Source organism: Micromonospora aridisoli, from assembly GCF_056150025.1.
In genome coordinates, this window is the sequence record NZ_JAXCFK010000016.1 from 1 (window position 1) to 24,617 (window position 24,617).

The window sequence follows — 24,617 nt, forward strand, 5'->3', positions numbered from 1 at the left end:
GATGGTACTGCACCCGGGAGGGTGTGGGAGAGTAGGACACCGCCGGACATTCTTCCGATTCAGGGCCACCCCACCAAGGGGGTGGCCCTGAATCGCGTTTACCGTGCGCCGCAGCAGTCACCGCACGTCCGACCGCCGGGCATTTTCCGGCTTACCGTCCAGCGCCGGTGTCGGTGATAAACCGGGCGCGGTCCGAGCTGACCGGCGAATACCATCCCGCTGGTGACGGCACGCATCGCGGACCGAACGACCGTCGATCCGCTGTGGCGGAACCGGGACTTCGTCGTGTTCTGGTCGGCGCAGACCCTCTCCGTGGTCGGCGACGGCTTCGCTGCGCTGGCGATACCGCTGGTCGTACTTCAGCTGACCGGCTCGGTGGCACTGATGGGTCTGCTCACCGCGGTTGCCGGGGTGGCCTCGGTGGCCACCGCCGTCTTCGCAGGCGTGCTCGTCGACCGGGTGGACCGGAGACGCCTGCTGATCGGCACCGATCTCATCCGTGCCGGACTGTTCACCGCCATTCCGGTGGCCTGGTTGTGGGGCCCGCAGCTGTGGCTGCTCTACCTGGTGCTCCCGGCCAGCGCTGCGGTCGGCATGGTGTTCCGGGTGGCGTACGTCGCGGCAGTGCCGGGGCTCGTCGACGTCGGGCGGATCACCGAGGCCAACGGCAAGCTGTCGGCCAGCTACGCGGTCGCCGGCATCGGCGGCCCGCTGCTGGCCGGGCTGGTGGTCGCCGGGTTCGGTCACTCGACCGCGATCGCGGTGAACGCGGCAAGCTTCGCCGTGGCGGCCACCGCGCTGTGCCTCGTACGGCTGCGGGAGGAAGGGCCCACGCGGACCGTGACATCCCTCGCCGGCCTGCGCGACGAGTTGCTGGAGGGGGCTCGTTTCCTCTGGCAGCATCCGGTCCTACGCGGCCTCACCCTGCTGCTGTCGGCGTTCATCTTCCTCACCTACGGGCTCGACGACGTGTTGATCTACCACGTGCGGCAGAACCTGGAGGGCACCGACGGCACGGTCGGCCTGGTGCTGGGGGTGGCGGCTGCCGGTACGCTCCTCGGCTCGCTCGTGGTGGCCCCGCTGCGGCGCCGGCTCGGCTTCGGAGCGACCTGGTCGGGCAGCATGGCGCTGGCCGGCGTGGCCGTGGCGGTGCTGGGCTCCGCGCGTACCGTGCCCGTGGTGGCGGCGCTGGCAGCGGGTTACCTCGGTGCGGTGGCCGTCGGGGCGATCTGCTCGCTGTCGCTGCGCCAGGAGGTGACCCCGAACCGGCTTCTCGGACGGGTCACCTCGGTGTTCTGGGCAACCCACTACGCGCTGGGCCCGCTCGGTGCCGCCGTCATCACCTGGGGCGCCGAGGCGTACGGCGTACCGCTGGTGTGTGTCCTCGCCGGCGGTGGGTGCGTCGTGGTGGCTCTCGTGGGGCTGGCCACGCCGGTGCGGCACGTCCGTCCCGGCTGACTGGACCCTCGGCCGTGCGGTATGGCGGCCGAGCCGTCAACCGCGGGTCTGCACGCTCTCCCGGATCTGCCGCAGCAGGCCGGCGGAGTCCTCGACCGATCGGGCGGGGAACATGGCGAGCACCACGCTGCCGTGGTCGGCCCAGCCACAGACCGCGAACTCGCCACCCTCGCCGCTGGTGCTGCCGCATTTCATCACACCGCCCAGCCGGCCCGGCGACACGTCACGGAGGTCGGTCACGGCGGCGGTCTCATCGGCCATCAGCTCGAACAGGCTCTCCAGGTCCCGCTCCGGCTGCCACAGCAGGGTCGTCCCACCGAAGATCAGCACCGATCGCCGGGCGTCGGCCGGATCCTGGTAGACGGCACCGAAGCTGCTGTCCAACTGGATGTCGGCGGCGAGACCGCTGCGCAGGTAGTCGGCCGTGCTGACCGCCCGGTCGCTGTTGTCCAGGCGAAGGCCGGCGACCTGGTCGGGCGTGGCGATCCGGGCGTCCTTCTGCTGGAAGATCCGCCAGCCCCAGCTGCCGAGCGCGCCGACCCCCACCAGCGCGATGATCGCCAGCAGCGCGACGGCCAGGCGCCGCCGGCGGGACCGGACCGTCGTACGGTCGGTGCCCTCCGTCGGTTCGCGGTCGCCCAGCTCGATCGGCTCGCCGGTCAGCTCGACCGGCGGAGCGTCCTCGTCGAGCTGGCGGGCGCTGAGATGTGCGTCGGACATAGCCGACACCGTACGCGAACCACCGGTGGCGCACGTCGGGTCCGTCGAAGCGCTCCGTAGACTTTCAGGGTGACCGAGAGACTGGATGCCCGACGCCCCGACGCCCCGACCCTCGCCGGCCAGTACCAGCCCGGCGAGGTAGAGCAGCGACGGTACGAGCAGTGGGTAGCCGACGGTCGGTTCCGGGCCGCCGCGGACAGCGAGCGGGAGCCCTTCACCATCGTCATCCCGCCGCCGAACGTCACCGGCTCGCTGCACATGGGCCACGCGCTCGACCACACGGTCCAGGACGCCCTGGTGCGGCGCAAGCGGATGCAGGGCTACGAGGCGCTGTGGCTGCCGGGCATGGACCACGCCGGCATCGCCACCCAGAACGTGGTCGAGCGGCAGCTCGCCGCGCAGGGGCTGTCCCGGCACGATCTGGGCCGGGAGAAGTTCGTCGAGCGGGTGTGGGAGTGGAAGGCCTCCTCCGGCGGTGCGATCCTCGGCCAGATGCGCCGGCTCGGCGATTCGGTCGACTGGGACCGTGAACGCTTCACCATGGACGAGGGCCTGTCGCGCGCCGTCCAGACCATGTTCAAGAAGCTGTACGACGACGGTCTGATCTACCGGGCGAACCGGATCATCAACTGGTGCCCGCGCTGTCTCACCGCCCTGTCGGACATCGAGGTGGAGCACACCGACGACGACGGTGAGCTGGTCTCCATCCGCTACAGCGACGACGTGGTGGTGGCCACCACCCGGGCGGAGACGATGCTCGGCGACACCGCGGTCGCGGTGCACCCCGACGATGAGCGGTACCGCCACCTGATCGGCACCGAGGTCGAGCTGCCGCTGACCGGCCGGCGGATCCCGATCGTCGGTGACGCGCACGTCGACCCGACCTTCGGCACCGGCATGGTGAAGGTGACCCCGGCCCACGACCCGAACGACTTCGAGATCGGGCAGCGGCACGACCTGCCCACCCTGACGATCATGGACGAGCGGGGAGTCATCACCGCGCCCGGACCCTTCGAGGGCCTGGACCGTTTCGAGGCGCGCCCGGCGATCGTGGCCGCGCTGCGGGCGGAGGGACGCATCGTCGCCGAGAAGCGGCCGTACGTGCACGCCGTCGGCCACTGCTCCCGCTGCGGTACCACCGTCGAGCCCCGGCTGTCGCTGCAGTGGTTCGTCAACACCTCGCCGCTGGCCAAGGCGGCCGGCGACGCGGTGCGCGACGGCCGGGTGCGCATCGAGCCGGCGGAGCTGGCCAAGCGCTACTTCGCCTGGGTCGACAACATGCACGACTGGTGCATCTCCCGGCAGCTCTGGTGGGGCCACCGGATCCCGGTCTGGTACGGCCCGGCCGGCGAGGTGGTCTGTGTCGGTCCGGACGAGCAACCGCCGACCGGCGAGGGCTGGAGCCAGGACGAGGACGTGCTGGACACCTGGTTCTCCAGCGGCCTCTGGCCGTTCTCCACGCTCGGCTGGCCGGAGCAGACCCCGGAACTCGCGAAGTTCTACCCGACCAGCGTGCTGGTCACCGGGTACGACATCCTGTTCTTCTGGGTGGCCCGGATGATGATGTTCGGCCTGTACGCGATGGACGGCCGGCAGCCGTTCGACGTGATCGCCCTGCACGGCATGGTCCGCGACGAGCACGGCAAGAAGATGTCCAAGTCGTTCGGCAACGTGGTCGATCCGCTGGACTGGATCGACCGCTACGGTGCCGACGCGACCCGCTTCACCCTCGCCCGGGGCGCCAACCCCGGTGGCGACGTGCCGGTCAGCGAGGAGTGGTGCCAGGGGTCCCGCAACTTCTGCAACAAGCTCTGGAACGCCACCAGGTTCGCGCTGATCAACGGCGCGCACACCGACGGCCCGATGCCGGAGGCCGGGCGGCTGTCGACCGTCGACCGGTGGATCCTGTCCCGGCTGGCCCACGTGACCGCCGAGGTCGACGAGCAGTTCGAGGCGTACGAGTTCGCCAAGGTCTGTGACCTGCTGTACCACTTCGCCTGGGACGACGTCTGCGACTGGTACGTGGAACTGAGCAAGCCGGTGCTGGCCGGCGGCGGTGAGCCGGCCGCGGTCACCCGGCGGGTCCTCGGTCACGTGCTCGACCAACTGCTGCGGCTGCTGCACCCGGTGATCCCGTTCGTCACCGAGGAGCTGTGGACCGCGCTCACCGGCGGGGAGACCGTGCTGACCGCGGCCTGGCCCACCGCCGACCGCGCGCTGATCGACGCCGCCGCCGAGACCGAGGTGGCCACCCTGCAGCGGGTCGTGACCGAGGTCCGTCGGTTCCGCTCCGACCAGGGGCTGCGCCCGACCCAACGGGTCGCGGCCCGGCTCGACGGTTTGTCCGGTGCCGGGGTGGCGGCGCACGAGCCGCTGATCCGGTCCCTGGCCCGGCTCGACCCGGCCGGCGACGACTTCCAGGCCAGCGCGACCCTGGCCATGCCGGGCGAGGTCAGCGTCGCGTTGGACACCAGGGGCTCGATCGACGTGGCCGCCGAACGCGCCCGGCTGACCAAGGACCGCGCGGCAGCGGAGAAGGAGGCCGGGCAGGCACGGGCGAAGCTGGACAATCCGGCGTTCGTCGGCAAGGCCCCCGAGCACGTCGTTGCCAAGATCCGTGAACGGCTGGCGGTGGCCGAGGCCGACCTGGCCCGCATCGACGCCGCACTGGAGGCGCTTCCCTCGTGACCGACCGTACCGACCACACCGGCGGCCTCCCCGAGGAGCGGGCCGGCGCAGAGCCCAGCGAGCGGACCAACCGTGCCCGTACCGGCGCGGAGCGCGGCGAACGGGTGAACCGGGCCGAGCGTGCCGCCTTCGCGGAGGTCGAGGCCGAACTGGCGGCGCGCGGCTTCACTCGGATGGTCTTCGAGCTGGACCGCATCTCGTCCCTGCTGGACCTGCTGGGCAGCCCGCAGCGGGCGTACCCGTCGATCCACCTCACCGGCACCAACGGCAAGACCTCCACCGCTCGGATGATCGACTCGCTGCTACGGGCCTTCGGGTTGCACACCGGGCGCTACACGAGCCCGCATCTGGAGACCGTGCGGGAGCGGATCAGCCTGGACGGTGAACCGGTTGACGAGGCCCGGTTCACCGCCGTCTACCAGGAGGTGAAGCCGCTGGCCGAGCTGGTCGACGACCGTTCGGCCGAGCCGCTGACCTACTTCGACATGACCACGGCGCTCGCCTTCGCCGCGTTCGCGGACGCCCCGGTCGACGTGGCCGTGGTCGAGGTCGGTCTGGGTGGAGCCGAGGACGCCACCAACGTCATCCAGGCGGGGGTGTGTGTCATGACCCCGATCGGGCTCGATCACACCGAATGGCTCGGCGACACGCTCCAGGACATCGCGGTCGCCAAGGCCGGCATCATCCACTCCGGCGCGACGGTCATCTGCGCCGCCCAGGAGGAGGAGGCCGCCCGGCCGATCCTGCAACGCTGCGCCGAGGTGGGCGCGACCGTCGCCCGGGAGGGCTCGGAGTTCGGCGTACTGCGTCGGGCCGTCGCCGTCGGCGGCCAGGTGCTCACCCTGCAGGGCCTGGGCGGGGTGTACGAGGAGGTCTTCGTTCCGCTGCACGGTGCCCACCAGGCACAGAACGCGGCGGTGGCGCTCGCGGCCGTCGAGGCGTTTCTCGGTGCGGGTGCCCGCCGTCAGCTCGACGTGGAGGCGGTACGGGAGGGTTTCGCCGCCGCCAGTTCCCCCGGCCGGTTGGAGCGGGTGCGCAGCGCCCCGACGATCCTGCTCGACGGTGCGCACAATCCGCAGGGCATGGCGGCCACCGTCACCGCACTTCAGGAGGAGTTCGCGTTCAGCAAGCTCGTCGCCGTCGTGGGGACCCTTGCCGACAAGGACGCCGCCAGCATGCTGGAGCTGCTGGAACCGGTGGTCGACCAGCTGGTGGTGACGCGGAACAGCTCACCCCGGGCGCTGCCGGTCAAGGAGTTGGCCGCGCTGGCGGCGGAGGTGTTCGGCCCGGACCGGGTCGAGGTGGCCGAGGAGATGCCGGACGCGATCGAGGCCGCGGTGGCGCTGGCCGAGGAGGACGTACCGGGCGAACTGGCCGGCGTCGGGGTGCTCATCACCGGCTCCGTGGTGACCGTGGCCGACGCGCGCCGGCTCCTGAAGCGATGACCGGGGACGGCGACGGCCGGCCGCGACGGTCGGGCCTGCGTGATCCGCTACGGGCGGTACGCGGGCTCGGTGCGGGTGCCCTCGGCCTGGAGGCCCTGGTGCTGCTGCTGGCGATCCAGCCGATCCGGGTGGTCGGCGGCGACCTCGGTGGTGCGGCGATCGCCGCGGTCGTGACGCTGGCCGTGGTCGCCGCCGTGCTCGCCGGCATGATGCGTCGGCCGTGGGCCTGGCACGCCGGCACCGTGCTGCAGGGACTGCTGCTGCTGTCCGGCCTGCTGCACTGGTCGCTGTTCGTGCTCGGCGTGATGTTCGCGCTGGTGTGGGCGTACGCGCTGCACGTGCGCCGGGTGATCCTGGGCTGACCGGCCGTCGTGCTTGATCCTGGGCTGACCGGCCGTCGCGCTGGCGGCCGGGCGGCACCCGGCTCCGGCCGCTGCGCGCGGCACCCGGGCCCACGTCGCCGGGGTCACGCCTCGGCGAGCTCCCGCCACTGGGTGAGCGCGATGCCGTGACCGTCGGGATCGCGGAACGCCGCCGCCCACACCTCGAGCTTGCTGCCCCGGTTGACCACGCGGGGCGCGTAGGTGAACCGGACCCCGGACTCGCGCAGCCGTTCGTACGCCGACTGGATGTCGTCAACGTCGAGGTTGACGTGGACCAGTCGGCGGCTGATCGGCTGGGCTCCGGTCACCTCGCGTAGCACCAGGCGGGTCGTGCCCGAGGAGAGCACCGCGTTGCCGTTACCCCGGTCGACCTCGGTGAAGCCGAGCCGGTCCCGGTAGAACTCCAGGGAACGGGGCAACTCGGTCACCAGCAGGGTGATGCCCACCCCGCTGATCGGGGCCGCCGGGTCGGCGACGTCCGGGTCGAAACCGAAGATCGCCTCGTCCAGCTCCCGCGCGCCGACGGTCTCCGTGCGGTCGTCGGCCGATTGTGGGCGGTCGTCGGCCCTCGTGCTGCCGGTGGTCGCTGGCTGGCCGTCGGTCGTGGTGCGGTCGGGGGTGGCGGTCGGGTTCGGTGCCGGATCGTCGAGCGGCAGGTCGAGCGGGTCGAGCGGATCCATCGGATCGGTGAGGGCCGTCGGGGTGGACGTCGGCTCCACGGGCCGCCCCACGGGGGCCGGGTCGGCGAAGAGGTCGTCGGCTTCGTTCCCGACGGACGTCGCCGCCGAGGTCGGTCGAGGCTCGGTGAACCGTTCCTCCGCCGGCATCCTGGGCGAGGGCGTGGCTCGGCGGGGGAGCCGTTGCTCGTCGGAGCGTTCCACCACGGTTCCCTCCAGCACGACCGGTCCACCCGGGCGCTGGCGTACCCGTACCGTCTCGTGCTGCTCGACGGGCTCGGCCGCGCTCTCGTGCGAGGCGCCCAGCGGGCCGCCGTGTGTGCCGTCCGGCGGGTCGCCCAGCGGGTCATGGAAGTCGTCCTCCGGCGCCCGGCCGGCCCACGGCGGTGCCTCCTGCCCGATCAGCACCTCGTCGGGTGGGACCGTGGCGAACTCGGGCGGCAGGTCGGCGGGGATGCCGGCCTCTGTGTGGGTGGGTACCTCGTCCCAGAGCACCCGGACATGTCGCGGGTCGTCGAGCGCCACCCGGATCGGCAGGGTCTGCCCCAGCGACGGCCACTTCGACACCGGAACGCGCGGCTCGATGATCTTCTTCGAGCGGGGCGGCAGCCCAGGCGCGTCGATCACCAGTTGCAGCTCGCAGCGGCCGAAGGCGTACTGGGTCGGCGGCTCGGAGGCGCTGTGCACGTGGCCGGCGCCGACCACCCAGGTGCGGCCGCCGCCCCGGACGGTGGCCAGCGCGATCGCCAGGGCCAACAGGGCGGCGCCGAGCGCGACGATGGCCCAGCTGGTCATGCCCAGGCCGAAGAGGATCACGAAGGTGGCCACGGTGCCCAGCACCGCGGCGATCAACTTGCGTACCGGTGCGATGGGTCGGTTCCCGCCACCATTCGCCACAGTGGACCTCCCGGGGGTCAGGGCCAGGCTAGGCCGGATCGGAGGCCGGGGGAAGGCCGGCCACCGCGCCGGCGCCGGGACCGGGTCGCTAGGCTGACCGTACCCAGCCCGACCGGCTTCCGCTCTGAGGAGGAACCCAGCGTGTCCAGCAGCAGCCCGGACGAGCGTACCCTCGTCCTGATCAAGCCCGACGCGGTCCGCCGAGGGCTGGTGGGCGAGATCGTCTCCCGGTTCGAGCGCAAGGGGCTGCGGATCGACGCGATGGTGTCCCGGACGATGGATGCCGCGCTTGCCGACGAGCACTACGCGGAGCACGTCGAGAAGCCGTTCTACCCCCCGTTGAAGGCGTTCATGACCGGGGGTCCGCTGATCGCGCTCGTGCTCTCCGGCGACCAGGTCGTCGAGGTGGTGCGCGGCCTGATCGGTGCCACCGACGGGCGGAAGGCCGCCGCCGGCACGATCCGCGGCGACCTCTCCCTGTCCAACCGGGAGAACCTGGTGCACGCCTCCGACTCGGCCGACAGCGCCAAGCGCGAACTGGCGCTCTGGTTCCCCGAGCTGAGCTGAGACTGAGACCGTCAGGCCGCCCAGGGCAGCTTGTCCGGGTTGGCCACCATGAAGATGTCGGTGATCCGTCCGGCGGCCGTGCCGAGGGTGACCGCGTACGCGTCGCCGGCCGCCGTGGTCACCACGGCGGCCGGCTGGCCGTTGAGTTCCGTGCGTCGCACGGTGAGCGGCCAGCCCTTGTCGCGGATGCCCAGCAGGAACCGGACGACCCGGTCGACGCCGGTGATCGGGTTGCGGGCCGCCTTCACCCGGCCGCCGCCGTCGCTCCACGCGGTCGCGTCCGCGGCGACCAGGTCGGTCAGCGCGGCCAGATCGCCCTCGGTGGCGGCGGCGATGAACGCTTCCAGCAGTCGCTCCTGCTCGGCCCGGTCGGCGGTGAAGCGGCGCTGATCCCGCCCGATCCGGACGCTCGCCCGGTGGTGCAGCTGCCGACAGTCCTCGGCGGAGCGGTCCAGCAGTTCGGCGATCTCGGCGTAGGGCAGTTCGAAGGCGGTGTGCAGCACGTAGACGGCGCGCTCCGGCGGAGTCAGCCGCTCCAGCAGGTGCAGCAGCGCGGTGGAGAGCGAATCGCGCAGCTCGGCGCGCTCCAGCGGACCGAACGGCGACGGCGCGGTCGGCACCGGCTCCGGCAACCATGGCCCGACGTACGTCTCACGGGCGGCCTGGCGGGCCCGCAGCCGGTCCATCGACAGGTGGGTCACCACCCGGGACAGGTAGCGACGCGGCTCGCTCACCTCGGCGCGGTCGACCCGCAGCCAGCGCAGGTAGGTCTCCTGGAGGACGTCCTCGGCGTCGTGGCGGCTGCCCAGCAGCCGGTAGGCCAGCCCGAGCAGCATCGGCCGGTGCGCGTCGAGCGCACCGGCCGCCTCCGCCGCGTCGACCCGGCTCACACGTCCGTCGGCAGCTCGTTGCGGAAGGTCACCGCGATCCGGTTCCACACGTTGATTGTGGCAATCGCCAGAACCAGGTCGGCGAGGGCCTTCTCCGGCCAGACCTTCGCCGCCGCATTCCATACGTCGTCGGGCACCCCGTGCTCGCCCAAGCGGGTGACCGCGTCGGTCAACGCCAGCGCGGCGCGTTCCCGCTCGTCGAAGAAGGGCGCCTCCCGCCAGGCGGCCACCGCGAACAGCCGCCGGCTCGACTCGCCGGCGCCGAGCGCGTCGCGACTGTGCATGTCGACGCAGTAGGCGCAGCCGTTGAGCATCGACGCGCGCAGCTTGACCAGCTCCAGCACGGTGTGGTCCACGTTGGCCCGGACGTACTTCTCCAGTCCCAGCACGGCGTCGAAGGCCCCCGGTGCCACCTCGGCCACGTTCATCCGCTGCATGACAACCTCCCGCTAGATCGGTGTTGACACCCCCACGACGAACCGGCTGCCCCGCCGCGTGACACCCCACCCCTGTGACGCCGGTCATGCCGGCCCTGACACTCGTTGATCATGAGGTTGTTGTCTGCGCCACGCCGGAGCGGCCGACAACAACCTCATGATCAACGGCAGATCGAGGTGGGGTGGGGTGGGGGGTTATTGGGGGGAGGGGGTGGGGGTGGGGTGGGTATGATCGGGGGTAGGCGATGATCCGGCTATCACCGGGGAGCTTCCGGAAGAACGGCCGGGTGACCGGCTCAGTAGAACCGGACGGGACGGCCCGTCACAGCCGACCTAACGAGCGGGCGGTCGATCCTGACCGCCAAGCGGGGTGGTACCGCGGGCCCGACCCGGGGCGCCGGTCACGGCGTACCGGAGAGGCTCGTCCTCGCAGACCCACACGACAGTGAGCGTCAGCGAGGAGAGCGACCCCCGATGGCCTATCCGTTGCACGACCCGACCGCCGGCGGCGTACCGGCGAGCCCGGACCTGCCCGCGGTCGAGCGCCGGGTCCTGGAGCACTGGACGGCCGACAAGACCTTCGAGGCCTCCGTCGAGGCGAGGCCGGCCTCCAGCCGGCGACCGGACGGCCAGGGCGGCGTGGACGGCGACGACGCACGCGCCGCCGACAACGAGTACGTCTTCTACGACGGACCGCCGTTCGCCAACGGCCTGCCGCACTACGGCCACCTGTTCACCGGCTACGTCAAGGACGTGGTGCCGCGCTACCAGACCATGCGCGGCCGGCGGGTGGAGCGGCGGTTCGGCTGGGACTGCCACGGCCTGCCCGCCGAGGTGGTCGCGGAGAAGCAGCTCGGCATCACCAGCAAGGCGGAAATCCTCGACCTGGGCGTGGCCCGGTTCAACGAGGCGTGCCGCGCCTCGGTGCTGGAGTTCACCCAGGACTGGGAGCGGTACGTCACCCGGCAGGCCCGCTGGGTCGACTTCGCCAACGACTACAAGACCCTCGACCTGGACTACATGGAGAGCGTCATGTGGGCCTTCAAGACCCTGCACGACAAGGGTCTGGTCTACGAGGGCTTCCGGGTGCTGGCGTACTGCTGGCGTTGTGAGACGCCGCTGTCGAACACCGAGACCCGGATGGACGACGTCTACCGCGACCGTCACGACCCGACGTTGACGGTGTGGTTCGAGCTGACCGGCGACGAGTCCGCGCCGGAACTGCTCCGAGGACCGGTGCGGTTGGGTGTCTGGACCACCACGCCGTGGACCCTGCCGTCGAACCTGGCCCTGGCCGTCGGTCCGGACATCGAGTACGCGGTGCTGGAGCGCGACAACGTCCGCTACCTGGTGGGCGCGGCACGGTTGGGCGCGTACGCCAAGGAGTTGGAGGGGTACGAGCAGGTGGGGGTGGTTCGCGGCGCCGACCTGGTCGGCCGCCGGTACACCCCGCTCTTCGACTTCCTGGTCGAGCACGCCGGTGACAACGCGTACCAGGTGCTCGGTGCGGACTTCGTGACCACCGAGGACGGCACCGGGATCGTGCACCTGGCACCCGCCTTCGGCGAGGACGACCAGAACGTCTGCAACGCGGCGGGCATCCCCACCATCGTCACCGTGGACGACCACACCCGCTTCACCGCGCTGGTTCCGCCCTTCGAGGGTGAGCAGGTCTTCGACGTCAACAAGCCGGTGATCCGTCAGCTCAAGGACCGGGGGGTGGTGCTCAAGCAGGACACCTACACCCACGCGTACCCGCACTGTTGGCGCTGTGACACGCCGCTGGTCTACAAGGCGGTGTCGTCGTGGTTCGTGGCGGTGACGCAGTTCAAGGACCGGATGGTCGAGCTGAACCAGCAGATCAACTGGACGCCCGGGCACATCAAGGACGGCTCGTTCGGCAAGTGGCTGGCCAACGCCCGCGACTGGTCGATCAGCCGCAACCGGTTCTGGGGCTCGCCGATCCCGGTGTGGAAGTCCGACGATCCCAACCACCCCCGCGTCGACGTGTACGGGTCGTTGGAGGAGCTGGAGCGGGACTTCGGCGTACGCCTGAGCGACCTGCACCGGCCGGCGGTGGACGAGCTGGTCCGCCCCAACCCGGACGACCCGACCGGCAGGTCGATGATGCGCCGGGTGCCGGAGGTGCTGGACTGCTGGTTCGAGTCCGGCTCGATGCCGTTCGCCCAGGTGCACTACCCGTTCGAGAACCGTGACTGGTTCGAGCACCACTACCCGGGCGACTTCATCGTCGAGTACATCGGGCAGACCCGCGGCTGGTTCTACACCATGCACGTGCTGGCCACCGCGCTGTTCGACCGGCCGGCGTTCCGCAACTGCCTGAGCCACGGCATCCTGCTCGGCTCCGACGGGCGCAAGATGTCCAAGAGCCTGCGCAACTACCCGGACGTCTACCACGTCTTCGACTCCTACGGCTCCGACGCGATGCGTTGGACGCTGATGTCCTCGCCGGTGATGCGCGGTGCGGACATGGCGGTCACCGAGGCGGGCGTCCGCGACGCGGTGCGGCAGGTGCTGCTGCCGTTGTGGAACGTCTGGTACTTCTTCTCGCTCTACGCCAACGCTGACGGCTACCTGGCGAAGCGGAGGACGGAGACCACGTCGGGCGGTGGTGGCGACGCGGCCGGCAACCTGCTCGACCGGTACGTGCTGGCCAAGACGAACGAGCTGGTGTCGACGGTCGGCGCGCAGATGGACGCGTACGACATCTCCGGTGCCTGCGCCACCGTCCGGTCCTACCTGGACGCGCTGACCAATTGGTACGTGCGTCGTTCCCGGGACCGGTTCTGGACGGGGGACACCGACGCGTTCGACACGCTCTGGACGGTGCTGGAGACGCTCTGCCGGGTGGTGGCGCCGCTGGCGCCGCTGACCGCGGAGGAGATCTGGCGCGGGCTGACCGGCGAGCGGTCGGTGCACCTGACCGACTGGCCGAAGGCCGAGGAGTTCCCGGCCGACCACGACCTGGTGGCCGCCATGGACGACGTGCGGTCGGTGGCCTCGGCGGCGTTGTCGCTGCGCAAGGCCAAGGGGCTGCGGGTACGGCTGCCACTGTCGAGGCTGACCGTGGCCAGCCCGGTGGCCGGGCGACTGCGGCCCTTCGCCGATCTGGTCGCCGACGAGGTCAACGTCAAGGAGGTCGTCTTCACCGACGAGGTGTCGGCGTACTGCCAGCAGGTGCTCACGGTGGTGCCCCGGGCGCTCGGGCCCCGGGTGGGCAAGCAGGTGCAGCAGGTTATCAAGGCCGTCAAGGCGGGGGAGTGGGAGCTGGTCGACGGCGCCCCGGTCGCCGCGGGGGTAACCCTCGCCGACGGTGAGTACGAACTGCGCCTGGTCGCCGCCGACGCCGAGCACTCGGCGCCGCTGCCCGGCGCTGAGGGCGTGGTGGTGCTGGACACCACGGTGACCGCCGAGCTGGCGGCGGAGGGGTTGGCCCGGGACTTCGTCCGGGTGGTGCAGCAGGCTCGCCGGGACGCCGACCTCGACGTGTCCGACCGGATCGTGGTGACGGCCTCGGCCTCCGACGAGGTCCGGGCGGCGGTGGCCGGGTACCACGACTTCGTGGCCCGCGAGGTGCTGGCCGACAGCGTCGACTTCGCCGAGGGCATCGACGGCTTCGCCGGTGAGGTCGGCGAGGGTGAGTCCGTGACGGTCGTCGTCCGTCGCGTCTGAGTCGTCGGGAGGGGCCCGTTCCGGTCGGAGGGCCCCTCCCCGACCCCCCCGTACTCAGCCAGCGGACCCGCCCGACCTCGCGCATGCTGGGGTGGGGCGGTCCGCTACGGTGACACCGCCTCTTACCTCACTCGATCCGCCCGGAGGACCAGTGCCGCTGCTCTACACCATCGGCAAGCTCACCGTGGGGCCGGCGATGCGGCTGGCGTTCCGTCCGAAGGTGGAGGGGCTGGAGCACATCCCGGACAGCGGTGGCGCGATCTTCGCCGGCAACCACCTGTCGGTGGCCGACGAGCTGTTCCTCGGCACGGTGGTGCCCCGGCACCTGGCGTTCTGGGCGAAGTCCGAGTACTTCAAGGGCACCGGCATCAAGGGGCGGTTCTCCAAGTTCGTGCTCACCGGTCTCGGTGCGATCCCGGTGGAGCGGGCCGGTGGTCGGGCCGCGTTGGCCGCGTTCGACGCGGCCATCCCGGCGCTCAAGGGCGGCGATCTGGTGGTCGTCTACCCGGAGGGCACCCGCTCGCCGGACGGCCGGTTGTACCGGGGGCGTACCGGTGCGGTCCGGCTGGCCATCGCGGCCGGTGTGCCGATCATCCCGGTGGGCATGATCGGCACGGAGAAGGTGCAGCCGATCGGAGCGCGGGTGCCGCGACCGTTCACCGGCAAGATCACCGTCAGGTTCGGCAAGCCGCTCGACTTCACCGGCCGGCCGGACGACCGGCTGTCGCTGCGGCAGATGACCGACGAGATGATGAGCGAGATTCAGAAGCTCACCGGCCAGGAGTACGTCTCCCGCTACGCCCCGCCGCGTGCCCACCCGCCGGTCGCTGGGGAGGCCGAAGCCGGCTGAGCCTGCTCACGGCTGACTCGGCGCACGGGCTGAGTCGGCCCGCCGGCAGCGGGCCTGCTGCCCGACGACTGCTCGGGCTCGATCTCGGGCTCGATCAGCCGCTCGTGGTGACGATCTGTTCCCGCAGGGTGCCCAGCAGGCGGGAGCTGTCGTCCACGGAGAGCCCGGTGAAGACGCCGGTGGTGATGCTGCCGTGGTCGACCGAGGTGCACACCACCGCGCCGACTCCGTCGGTACGGCCCACGGCGCAGCGCTCGTGGCGGCCCCGTACGCCGGTCTCCATGACCTGCGCCTCGCCGAGGGCGTACTGGTCGGTCAGGCGCTCGATCTCGGCGTCGGCGTCCGCGGACGGGGTGAACCGGAAGCCGGTCCCGCCGAAGACGGTCACCCGCTTGCCGTTGCTGGTGTGGTAGATGCCGGCGAAGGTGTCCTCGGCGAGCCAGTGCGCCTCGCGCATCTGGGTCTCCAACTGGCGCGCGTCGCGGGCACTGCGGGGATCCTCGCGTAGTCGCAGGTCGGCCACCTGGGACGGCAGGGCGGCGTTGGCCGGGTACTGGCTGGTCATCGGCATGCCGTAGTAGGCGGGGCAGCCGCAGCAGCAGGCCAGTGTCAGCAGCAGCAACCAGGGCCAGCGGCGCCGTTTCCGGACCGGGACCGGGACGTACCCCGGGGGTGGCTGCCAACCCGGTGGTGGCGCGACCGGCGGGGCCTTCTTCCCGCCCCGTCGACCGCTCGGCGCAGGCATCACCGGGGGGCCGGCCGGGGCCGGGGGATAGGGTCCCGGTGGTTGCTGCTGGGGCGGCGCCACCGGAGGCGGCGACGGAACCGGCGAGACCGGGGGCGCGGGCGACACCGGAGGCGCGGGCGGCCCGGAGTACGGCCGGGTCGGCGGTGGGCTCGGGTAGGACAGCGTCGGTGGTAGGGCGGGAAAGTCGGCCGAGGGCAGCTCCCAGCCGCTGGTGTCGACGCCGGCCCACGGGTCGACCGGGGTCTGGTGCTCCGGCTGTGGTGCCGGCGCCACCGGTGGTGGCGTGGGTTCGCTGGACTCGCCCCAACCGCGTCGGCGCGGGGGTGCCGGCGGCACCGGGGCCGAGCCGCTCCAGCGCGGGGCGGCTTCCTCCGGCGCGGACTCGGGCAGCACGCGGGTGCCCTGCGGACCGACCGGCGGCTCCGTCGGGGCGGAGGGCTGCCCGTCGTCGGGGAGGGCCTCGGTGTTCCCGGTGCCGACCGGTCCGACACCGGTGGGCGCGGCCCCGGCCGGCGCGGTCTGGTCTGGGGCGGCCTGATTCGGTGCGGTCCGGGCCGTCGCAACCTGCTCCGGCCCGGCCGGTTGGTCGCCCGCCTCGGCCGAGTCGGTGGACAGTTCGTGGGTGACCGCCGGCTCCCCGTCCCGGTGTTGATCCGGACGGCTCCCGTCGACCGGCCGGTCGGCTCCCGGCTGCGGCTCCGGCATCGCGGCAATCTCCTCTCGCGCCGGTCCGAGGTTAGTACCGGTGTGCCACCGGGACCGACCCGGGATGACGGGGAGGTCGGTATCCCTCGGTCCGTCAGCGCGGGTCATTCACCGGTGGTGGTCGTGTGCACACGCTTAGTCTCGGCGTATGTCCGAGCCGGAAACCGTGCCCGGTACGCCGCCGGTGAGCGATATCGGCCGGATGACGGGCTTCAGTGACGGGGTCTTCGCCATCGTGATCACCCTGTTGGTGGTCGAGCTCCAGGTGCCTGAACACCGGCCGGGTGAGCTGCTCCACGCGCTGCTCGAACAGGCGTCGGTCTACCTCGCCTTCCTGCTCTCGTTCGGGTACGTCGGCGTGCTCTGGCTCAACCACCACACCCTGCTTCGGCTCATCCGTGGCACCACGGTCGGCCTCAACTGGATCAACCTGTGGCTGCTGCTCGGCGTCGTGATCATCCCGTTCCCCACCACGGTGCTCGCCGACGCCTTCGCCCACGCGGGCACCGACGGCGACCGGCGGGTCGCCGTGGTGCTCTACGCCCTTGCCGCGGCCGCGATGTCCGCGCCCTGGCTCGCCTTCTTCGCCTACCTGCGACGGCACCCGAGGCTGCTCGGGGAGGGGTTCGACCGGGCCTTCGTGGCCGCTCAGCGGGTCCGCCCGGTGGTCGGCATGGCGCTCTATCTCACCACTGCGGCGCTGGGCTGGTTCGTCAACCCGATCCTCGGGTTGGTGGGCATCGGTGTCATGATCGTTTTCCATGCGATGACCAGCGAAGGCCTGCGGCGTCGGCGGACGCGCCGGTGAAGGCCGGCCCGACCGGTCGCGCTCGCCCCGTCGGCGTGGGTGTCGGTGGAGCACCGCGTACCCTTGGGCATCATGAGTGTTCCGTCCACCACTTCGCGTCCCGTCGCGGCCAACTCCGTGTGGCCCCGGCTGGAGCCGTTGCTGCCCCAGGTCACCAAGCCCATCCAGTACGTCGGTGGCGAGCTGGGTGCGGTGGTCAAGGAGTGGGACGCGGCGACCGTACGGTGGGCGCTGATGTACCCGGACGCGTACGAGGTGGGCCTGCCCAACCAGGGTGTGCAGATCCTCTACGAGGTGCTCAACGAGCTGCCGGACACCCTCGCGGAACGGACCTACGCGGTCTGGCCGGACCTGGAGAAGCTGATGCGCGCCCACGGCGTGCCGCAGTTCACCGTCGACGCCCACCGCCCGGTGCGCGACTTCGACCTGTTCGGCGTGTCGTTCGCCACCGAGCTGGGCTACACCAACCTGCTCACCGCGATCGACCTGGCCGGGATTCCGCTGCTCGCGGCCGACCGCACGGACACCGATCCGGTGATCGTGGCCGGCGGGCACGCCGCGTTCAACCCCGAGCCCATCGCCGACTTCGTCGACGCCGCAGTGCTGGGCGACGGCGAGGAGGCGGTCCTGGAGATCACCGGGATCGTCCGGGAGTGGAAGGCGGAGGGCAGCCCCGGCGGCCGGGACGAACTGCTGCTGCGGCTGGCGCGTACCGAGAGCGTCTACGTGCCGCGCTTCTACGACGTGGACTACCTCCCCGACGGCCGGATCCAGCGGGTCGTGCCGAACCGTGCGGACGTGCCGTTCCGGGTGCACAAGCGCACGACGATGGATCTGGACGCCTGGCCGTACCCGAAGAAGCCCCTCGTACCGCTCGCCGAGACGGTGCACGAGCGGTACGCGGTCGAGATCTTCCGGGGTTGCACCCGGGGTTGCCGGTTCTGTCAGGCGGGCATGATCACTCGCCCGGTTCGCGAGCGTTCCATCACCACCGTGGGGCAGATGGTGCAGCAGGGGCTGGAGTTCTCCGGCTTCCACGAGGTGGGCCTGTTGTCGCTGTCGTCGGCCGACCATTCCGAGATCGGTGACATGTGCTCCGGCCTGGCCGAGCAGTACCAGGGCACCAACGTGTCGCTGTCACTGCCGTCGACCCGGGTGGACGCGTTCAACATCGAGCTGGCGCAGGAGTTGTCCCGCAACGGCCGACGGACCGGTTTGACCTTCGCCCCCGAGGGCGGGTCGGAACGGATCCGCAAGGTGATCAACAAGATGGTGTCGAAGGACGACCTCATCCGTACCGTCGTCACCGCGTACACCAACGGCTGGCGGCAGGTGAAGCTCTACTTCATGTGCGGCCTGCCCACTGAGACCGACGCCGACGTCCTGGAGATCGCGGACATGGCGCACGAGGTCATCCGGGCCGGCCGTGCCGCCACCGGCTCCAAGGACATCCGGTGCACCGTGTCGATCGGCGGTTTCGTGCCGAAGCCGCACACCCCGTTCCAGTGGGCGGCGATGCAGCGGCCGGAGGTCATCGACCACCGGCTCCGACTGCTCAAGCAGGCCATCAACGCCGACCGCTCGCTGGGCCGGGCGATCGGTTACCGCTACCACGACGGCGAGCCGTCGCTGATCGAGGGCCTGCTGTCCCGGGGTGACCGCCGGGTCGGCGCGGTGATCCGCCGGGTCTGGGAGAACGGCGGCCGGTTCGACGGCTGGAGCGAACACTTCTCCTACCAGCGCTGGGTGGACGCCGCCGCCGAGGTGCTGCCCGCCTTCGGGGTGGACCTCGACTGGTACACCACCCGCGAGCGCGACGAGCTGGAGGTCCTGCCCTGGGACCACCTGGACTCGGGCCTGGACAAGGACTGGCTCTGGCAGGACTGGCAGGACGCGCTCAGCGAGTACGAGCAGGACGACTGCCGGTGGACGCCCTGCTTCGACTGCGGCGTCTGCCCGGCGATGGACACCGAGATCCAGATCGGCCCGACCGGCCGGAAGCTTCTCCCGTTGACCCCGGTCAACGGCTTGAAGCTGCCCACCGGCGCCCAGCAGTGACCCCGGCGGCACGGGTGGGGCCCGACACCGAGGAGCACGACAATCAGTAGGAAACCTCAGCCCGAGGGCGGCCAGGCACCGGTCGTCCAGCGCGTCCGGATCCGGTACGCCAAGCGCGGACCGCTGCGGTTCACCTCGCACCGGGACTTCGCTCGGGCCTTCGAGCGGGCGCTGCGCCGGGCCGGCGTACCGGTGGCCTTCTCACAGGGCTTCACCCCGCACCCGAAGATCTCGTACGCCAGCGCGGCGCCGACGGGAGTGGCGAGCGAGGCGGAGTACCTGGAGATCGGCCTGCGCGAGCCGGTCGATCCGGAGCAGCTGCGGTTGGCGCTGGACGCGGCGCTCTCGCCCGGCCTCGACGTGCTCGACGCCGTGGTGGCCGGCGGCGCGAGCCTGCCCGACCGGATCGAGGCGTCCCGCTGGCGGATCGAGCTGCCGCAGGTGGATCCCGAGGTACTGGTCAAGGCCGTGGCCGCCTTCACCGCCGCCGGCGAGGTGCTGGTCGAGCGGATGACCAAGCAGGGGCGGCGGACGTTCGACGCGCGTGGCGCGGTCATCGACATCGATGTGATCGCCGCACCGGTGACGCCTTCCGGGGACCCGGCCGTACCGTGTGCGATACTCGAACTGGTCGTGCGGCAGGTCACCCCGTCCGTACGGCCCGATGACGTCCTTTCCGGCCTCCGCGTGGTGGCCGGCCTGGAGCCGCCGGTGGCCCCAAAGGTGATCCGGCTGGCTCAGGGCACGCTGACCGCGCAGGGTGCGATCGTGGATCCGCTGGACGCGGACCGCGACGGGGCAACCATCGGCGGGCGCTGACCGACGGTCGGCGTCCAGGCAGGCAGACTTCGCCGGTCGCGCACCCCGTGCGCCCGGGGAAACACCTTTTGCGGCAACCCTGCGTGGCAGCGCTCACCCGCGCCCGGGGAAGCCAGAACTGGAGAACGTCCATGCTCGAGAACGGGCCCGAGGGCGGCGAACGGACCGGTGTCAACCCGGCCGACGAGGCCGCCGAGAACCGCACCGCCGACGCGACCGGCGAGGCGACGGGATCCCCGCCGCCACGCGGTGCGGCCGAAGGCGGCACGTCCGCTGCGCCACCTGAGGCGGCCACCGGCGCCGTGAGCGGCGTCGCCGATCTGGAGGATGCCGCCGGCCTGGAGGGCACCGCGGACCTGGAGGGCACCGCCGACCTGGGTGCTGCGTCCACCGCCGAGCCGGCTCCCCGGCGACGGGCGACCCGCCGCCGGGCCACCTCGGTCAGCCGGCCCGAACAGTCGGAGGCCCCGGTGGAGGCGTCCGGCGCGGCGACGACCGGTAGCGGGGAAGCACCCCAGGCCGAGGTCTTCGCCCCGGTCTCCGGTGACCTCGACGCCGCGGCGAAGACTCCACGACGCCGTCGCAAGGCCACCGCCGCGCCGAAGGCCGTCGAGGAGTCGCTGACGGTGGCCGGGGCGGAGGCCGCCGAAGGCGACGTCGTACCGCCGGTCAAGGTGACCCGTACCCGTCGCAAGAAGTCGACGCCCGCAGCCGCGGAGCCGTCCGCAGCCGCGGAGCCGTCCGTGGACGCCGCGGAGCCGCTGACCAGCGTCGAGCCGGAGCAGTCCGCCGTCAGCGAGGTGGACGGTGGGGTCGCGCCGCCGTCGGCCGGCACCGACTTCGGCTCCGCCGCGCTGCCCACCGAGGGCGGGGCCGACCCGGAGGAAGCTGCCGCCCCGGAGGAAGCTGTCGAGCCGGAAGTTGCCGCGTCGGCGGGCCCGGAGGCGGCGGCGCCGGAGAGCCGGTCCCGTCGTCGTAAGGCCGCGCTCACCGCACCGACGGTGCTCTTCATGGCTCCGGAGGAGGTGATCGCGGCCCGCGCCGCCGCGGACGCTCAGGCCGCCGAGGAGGAGACCGCCGAGGAACCGGCCGAGCCGCCCCGGCGGCGCCGTCGGGGCCGCCGGGAGAGCGAGCCGGTGGTGGCGGCCGAGGCCGAGGAGGAGCCCGCCGAGGAGGTCGCGGAGGAGGCCGCCGAGGAGGAGGACGACGACGAGGAGACCGCGGGCGGCCGGCGCCGCCGCCGTCGTGGCCGCCGGGGACGGGGCCGGGGCAAGGGCGGTGCCGACGACGTCGAGGAGTCCGAGGAGAACGAGGCCGAGGAGGCCGTTCAGGCCGAGGCGGACGAGGCCGAGTCCGAGGAGGGTGACGAGGCCGAGGGCGGCGACGGGATGACCCGTCGGCGTCGCCGTCGGCGTCGCCGAGGTGCCGGAGACACCGAGGGTGCCGCCGACGACGGCGTGCCCACCGTGGTGAAGATCCGGGAGCCGCGCCGGACGGTCGACGAGGTGCAGGGTGTCTCCGGCTCGACCCGGTTGGAAGCCAAGCGGCAGCGCCGTCGGGACGGCCGTGAGCAGCGCCGGACCCGTCCGCCGATCCTCAGCGAGTCGGAGTTCCTGGCCCGCCGGGAGGCGGTCGACCGGGTGATGGCGGTACGCCAGCGCGGCGACCGTACCCAGATCGCCGTGCTGGAGGACGGCGTCCTGGTCGAGCACTACGTCACCCGGAGTTCGGCCGGCACCATGGCCGGCAACGTCTACCTCGGCAAGGTGCAGAACGTGCTGCCGAGCATGGAGGCGGCGTTCGTCGACATCGGCCGGGGCCGCAACGCCGTCCTGTACGCCGGCGAGGTCAACTGGGACACCACCGGCCTGGAGGGGCGGGCCCGCTCGATCGAGCAGGCCCTCAGGTCCGGTGATTCGGTGCTGGTCCAGGTCACCAAGGACCCGATCGGGCACAAGGGTGCCCGGTTGACCAGCCACATCGCGCTCTCCGGCCGGCATCTGGTCTACGTACCCGGCGGCAACGCCTCCGGGATCAGCCGCAAGCTTCCGGACACCGAGCGCAAGCGACTGCGTGACGTGTTGAAGAAGCTCGTGCCCGATGGCGCCGGAGTGATCGTCCGGACCGCCGCCGAGGGTGCCAGTGAGGACGAACTGGCCCGGGACGTCAAGCGGCTCCAGGCGCAGTGGGAGGACATCCAGGCCAAGGCCGCCGAGGGTGGTGCGCCGGTGCTCCTCTACCAGGAGCCCGACCTGGTGATCCGGGTGGTCCGGGACCTGTTCAACGAGGACTTCCGCGAGCTGGTGATGGAGGGCGACGAGGCGTACGGCATGGTCGAGTCGTACCTGTCGCACGTGTCGCCGGATCTGGTCGCGCGGTTGCGCCGGCACGTCGGCACCACGGACGTCTTCGCCGAGTACCGCATCGACGAGCAGATCCTCAAGGGGCTCGACCGCAAGGTCTTCCTGCCCTCCGGCGGCCACCTGGTGATCGACCGGACCGAGGCGATGACCGTGGTCGACGTCAACACCGGCAAGTACACCGGTGCCGGGGGCAACCTGGAGGAGACGGTCACCCGCAACAACCTGGAGGCGGCCGAGGAGATCGTCCGGCAGCTGCGGCTGCGCGACATCGGCGGCATCGTGGTGATCGACTTCATCGACATGGTGCTGGAGTCGAATCGGGAACTGGTGCTGCGCCGACTGACCGAGTGCCTGGGTCGGGACCGTACCAAGCACCAGGTCACCGAGATCACCTCGCTGGGCCTGGTGCAGATGACCCGGAAGCGGATCGGCGCCGGACTGCTGGAGGCGTTCAGCGAGACCTGCGAGTGCTGCAAGGGCCGGGGCCTGATCATCCACACCGAGCCGGTGCCGGAGAAGCCACGCTCCGGCGGCGGGGAGAAGGTCAAGGCGGTCGCCTCGGCGGGTGCCCCGACGACCGATCAGTCGAACGGTTCGTCCCGCCGCCGTGCTCGCAAGAGCGCCCCGGCGGAGCGGACGGTGGTGGAGGTCACCGAGACCGACACCACGAGCACCGTCGACGCCGACTACCACGACACCATGGGCTACGACCTGTCGCGTTACGAGACGGACACCCCGGCCGCGCCGGACGTCGCCGACAGCCAGCAGGGTGAGTCGGCACGCCTGGCCGCCCCGGACGATCCGGACGCGTTCGGTGACGCCGACGAGGAGGACGGTGGCGAGGGCGGCACCGGCCGGCGTCGCTCCCGTCGCGGGGGCGCACGCCGCCGTACCCGGCCCTGACCGCTGGCTGTTCCGCCCGACGACGGGCGACCGAGGCTCCATGGGTCCCGTCCGGTGGTGACACCCGCCGGACGGGACCTTCCCGTATCGTCGATGCGCGGTCGCCGCGCGCCCGGCACGGGGCGTGGGCTCGTGTCCGTGTGATCCGGCACGCGATGGGCGGCCGCCGGAGGAGGAGACGATGCGCCGATCGTTCGCCGTCGCGGTGACCGTCGCGACGCTGCTCGCCAGCGTCGCCTGCTCGGCCGAGCGCCGGGGGGTGGACGAACCGACCGCGACGACCTCGACGCGCGTCGAGACCACCACCGACGCGACGACGACGCCCACCCCGGAGCAGCCGGTGGCGTCGTCCGCCCCCGGTGCGGCGGGCGGTAACGCCGCGGCGGTCTGTGCCGCCGCGCAGCAGGCCAGCGGCGATGCCGGTAAGAGGTACGTGGAGCAGCTCGCGGCCATGGCCACGGCGGCCGGCGGGGGTGACACCGCAAAGGCGGAGGCGGCCGGCAGGCGCGCCGAGGCGGCCCTGTCCGAGTGGGCGAGGGCGCTTCGCCAGCAGGCGGCACGCGCCGACGACCGGCAACTCAAGGAGCTGTTGACGGAGTTGTCGACCGAGGTTGGTCGGCTCGGCACCGACATCGAGGCGCTCGAGGGAACCTCACTCGACCGGCTGCAGCAGCGCCTCGACCGGCTCTGCGCCCGCTGACCCGGCCGGCCCGGTTTGGGTCTCGGCCCGACCATGGCGTACGCTAGCCTGCGGCGCACTTTGGTGTGCCGAGTTCCCGCGTGCCCGCGCCGCCGTGCCTCTGCTACCCGGCGAGCCGCCGTGGGGACGACCGTCAGCAGCCTCAACGACAGGGAGTCCGCCTCCGATGTACGCGATCGTCAAGACCGGCGGCAAGCAGTACAAGGTCGCCGAAGGCGACGTGATCGAGGTCGAGAAGCTCGCCGGTGCCCCCGGCGACGCGGTGAAGCTCGCCGCGGTGCTCCTCGTCGACGGTGACGACCTGGTGACCGACGCGGCGAAGCTCGCGCAGGTCGAGGTGTCCGGCGAGATCGCCGCGCACACCAAGGGCCCGAAGATCCGGATCCACAAGTTCAAGAACAAGACCGGCTACCACAAGCGCCAGGGTCACCGCCAGCCGCTGACCCAGGTCAAGGTGACCGGCATTTCCAGCGGGAAGTAGGTCGTCTCAAGATGGCTCACAAAAAGGGTGCGTCCAGCTCGCGTAACGGTCGTGACTCCGCGGCCCAGCGGCTCGGCGTGAAGCGCTTCGGTGGTCAGGTCGTCAGCGCCGGCGAGATCATCGTCCGGCAGCGTGGCACCAAGTTCCACCCCGGTGACCTGGTCGGCCGCGGTGGCGACGACACGCTCTTCGCGCTGGCCGCCGGTTCGGTCCAGTTCGGCACCAAGCGCGGTCGCAAGACCGTCAGCATCGTGCCGCAGCAGTAGCTCTCATCGGCGAAGCGGGCCGTGGACCTGATGTCCCGGCCCGCTTCGCCTTTTCTCGTGC

General features: G+C 71.7%; 19 protein-coding genes. 14 read left to right on the forward strand and 5 right to left on the reverse strand.

All coding sequences use genetic code 11. From position 1 onward, the window contains the following. Window positions 1-222: 222 nt before the first annotated feature. Window positions 223-1,458, forward strand: a complete 1,236-nt coding sequence (locus tag SM447_RS26195) for an MFS transporter (RefSeq protein ID WP_474575539.1) — start codon at window positions 223-225, stop codon at window positions 1,456-1,458. Between the two features lie 36 nt (window positions 1,459-1,494). Here SM447_RS26195 and SM447_RS26200 read toward each other — a convergent pair whose 3' ends face one another. Next, window positions 1,495-2,178, reverse strand: coding sequence for a hypothetical protein (locus tag SM447_RS26200; RefSeq protein ID WP_474575540.1), 684 nt, complete (start codon window positions 2,176-2,178; stop codon window positions 1,495-1,497). A 69-nt stretch (window positions 2,179-2,247) separates the two neighbouring features. Between SM447_RS26200 and SM447_RS26205 the strand changes: the two genes are divergently transcribed. From SM447_RS26205 to SM447_RS26215, 3 genes are all read left to right on the forward strand, one after another. Next, window positions 2,248-4,866 carry a valine--tRNA ligase gene (locus SM447_RS26205; protein ID WP_474575541.1) on the forward strand — a complete coding sequence of 873 codons (2,619 nt, stop codon included), beginning with the start codon at window positions 2,248-2,250 and terminating at the stop codon, window positions 4,864-4,866. Between the two features lie 173 nt (window positions 4,867-5,039). After that, the gene (locus tag SM447_RS26210) at window positions 5,040-6,311 is read left to right on the forward strand and encodes a bifunctional folylpolyglutamate synthase/dihydrofolate synthase (protein WP_474575616.1); all 1,272 of its coding nucleotides are present in this window, start codon (window positions 5,040-5,042) and stop codon (window positions 6,309-6,311) included. Further along, the gene (locus SM447_RS26215) at window positions 6,308-6,673 is read left to right on the forward strand and encodes a DUF4233 domain-containing protein (RefSeq protein ID WP_474575542.1); all 366 of its coding nucleotides are present in this window, start codon (window positions 6,308-6,310) and stop codon (window positions 6,671-6,673) included. Before SM447_RS26210 ends, SM447_RS26215 begins: the two co-directional genes overlap by 4 nt. Window positions 6,674-6,777: 104 nt before the next feature. Here the strand turns inward: SM447_RS26215 and SM447_RS26220 are convergent, their stop codons facing one another. Further along, a complete protein-coding gene (locus SM447_RS26220; RefSeq protein WP_474575543.1) occupies window positions 6,778-8,268 on the reverse strand; it encodes a VOC family protein in 1,491 nt (496 codons plus the stop codon). Window positions 8,269-8,409: 141 nt separating this feature from the next. Between SM447_RS26220 and ndk the strand changes: the two genes are divergently transcribed. After that, window positions 8,410-8,835, forward strand: a complete 426-nt coding sequence (ndk, locus tag SM447_RS26225) for a nucleoside-diphosphate kinase (RefSeq protein WP_474575544.1) — start codon at window positions 8,410-8,412, stop codon at window positions 8,833-8,835. Window positions 8,836-8,846: 11 nt separating this feature from the next. Here ndk and sigJ read toward each other — a convergent pair whose 3' ends face one another. Further along, window positions 8,847-9,725 (reverse strand): RNA polymerase sigma factor SigJ, encoded by an 879-nt coding sequence (sigJ, locus tag SM447_RS26230; protein WP_474575545.1) that lies wholly within the window; start codon window positions 9,723-9,725, stop codon window positions 8,847-8,849. Next, window positions 9,722-10,162: a carboxymuconolactone decarboxylase family protein gene (locus SM447_RS26235; protein ID WP_474575546.1), complete on the reverse strand. Its 441-nt coding sequence runs from the start codon at window positions 10,160-10,162 to the stop codon at window positions 9,722-9,724. The genes sigJ and SM447_RS26235 overlap by 4 nt, the downstream gene beginning before the upstream one ends. Window positions 10,163-10,636: 474 nt before the next feature. Here SM447_RS26235 and ileS point away from each other — a divergent pair, with 474 nt between their 5' ends. Continuing rightward, complete coding sequence (gene ileS / locus SM447_RS26240; protein WP_474575547.1) at window positions 10,637-13,855, forward strand: isoleucine--tRNA ligase; 3,219 nt, start codon at window positions 10,637-10,639, stop codon at window positions 13,853-13,855. Window positions 13,856-14,006: 151 nt separating this feature from the next. Continuing rightward, window positions 14,007-14,705, forward strand: a complete 699-nt coding sequence (locus SM447_RS26245; protein WP_474575548.1) for a lysophospholipid acyltransferase family protein — start codon at window positions 14,007-14,009, stop codon at window positions 14,703-14,705. 94 nt (window positions 14,706-14,799) lie between these two features. On the opposite strand, the gene SM447_RS26250 is transcribed toward SM447_RS26245, so the two are convergent. After that, complete coding sequence (locus SM447_RS26250) at window positions 14,800-16,158, reverse strand: hypothetical protein (protein ID WP_474575549.1); 1,359 nt, start codon at window positions 16,156-16,158, stop codon at window positions 14,800-14,802. A gap of 148 nt (window positions 16,159-16,306) precedes the next feature. Here SM447_RS26250 and SM447_RS26255 point away from each other — a divergent pair, with 148 nt between their 5' ends. The 7 genes from SM447_RS26255 to rpmA all read left to right on the forward strand — a co-directional run bounded on the left by SM447_RS26255 (window position 16,307) and on the right by rpmA (window position 24,556). Continuing rightward, window positions 16,307-16,966 (forward strand): TMEM175 family protein, encoded by a 660-nt coding sequence (locus tag SM447_RS26255; protein ID WP_474575550.1) that lies wholly within the window; start codon window positions 16,307-16,309, stop codon window positions 16,964-16,966. 72 nt (window positions 16,967-17,038) lie between these two features. Continuing rightward, a complete protein-coding gene (locus SM447_RS26260; RefSeq protein WP_474575551.1) occupies window positions 17,039-19,024 on the forward strand; it encodes a TIGR03960 family B12-binding radical SAM protein in 1,986 nt (661 codons plus the stop codon). Between the two features lie 99 nt (window positions 19,025-19,123). After that, on the forward strand, window positions 19,124-19,843 hold the full coding sequence (locus SM447_RS26265; protein WP_474575617.1) for a TIGR03936 family radical SAM-associated protein: 720 nt from the start codon (window positions 19,124-19,126) through the stop codon (window positions 19,841-19,843). 131 nt (window positions 19,844-19,974) lie between these two features. Next, complete coding sequence (locus tag SM447_RS26270) at window positions 19,975-23,109, forward strand: Rne/Rng family ribonuclease (RefSeq protein WP_474575552.1); 3,135 nt, start codon at window positions 19,975-19,977, stop codon at window positions 23,107-23,109. 181 nt (window positions 23,110-23,290) lie between these two features. Next, complete coding sequence (locus SM447_RS26275; protein WP_474575553.1) at window positions 23,291-23,809, forward strand: hypothetical protein; 519 nt, start codon at window positions 23,291-23,293, stop codon at window positions 23,807-23,809. Between the two features lie 166 nt (window positions 23,810-23,975). Next, window positions 23,976-24,290 (forward strand): 50S ribosomal protein L21, encoded by a 315-nt coding sequence (gene rplU, locus SM447_RS26280; RefSeq protein ID WP_131304423.1) that lies wholly within the window; start codon window positions 23,976-23,978, stop codon window positions 24,288-24,290. A gap of 11 nt (window positions 24,291-24,301) precedes the next feature. After that, window positions 24,302-24,556 (forward strand): 50S ribosomal protein L27, encoded by a 255-nt coding sequence (rpmA, locus tag SM447_RS26285; protein ID WP_341717210.1) that lies wholly within the window; start codon window positions 24,302-24,304, stop codon window positions 24,554-24,556. Window positions 24,557-24,617 lie beyond the last annotated feature (61 nt).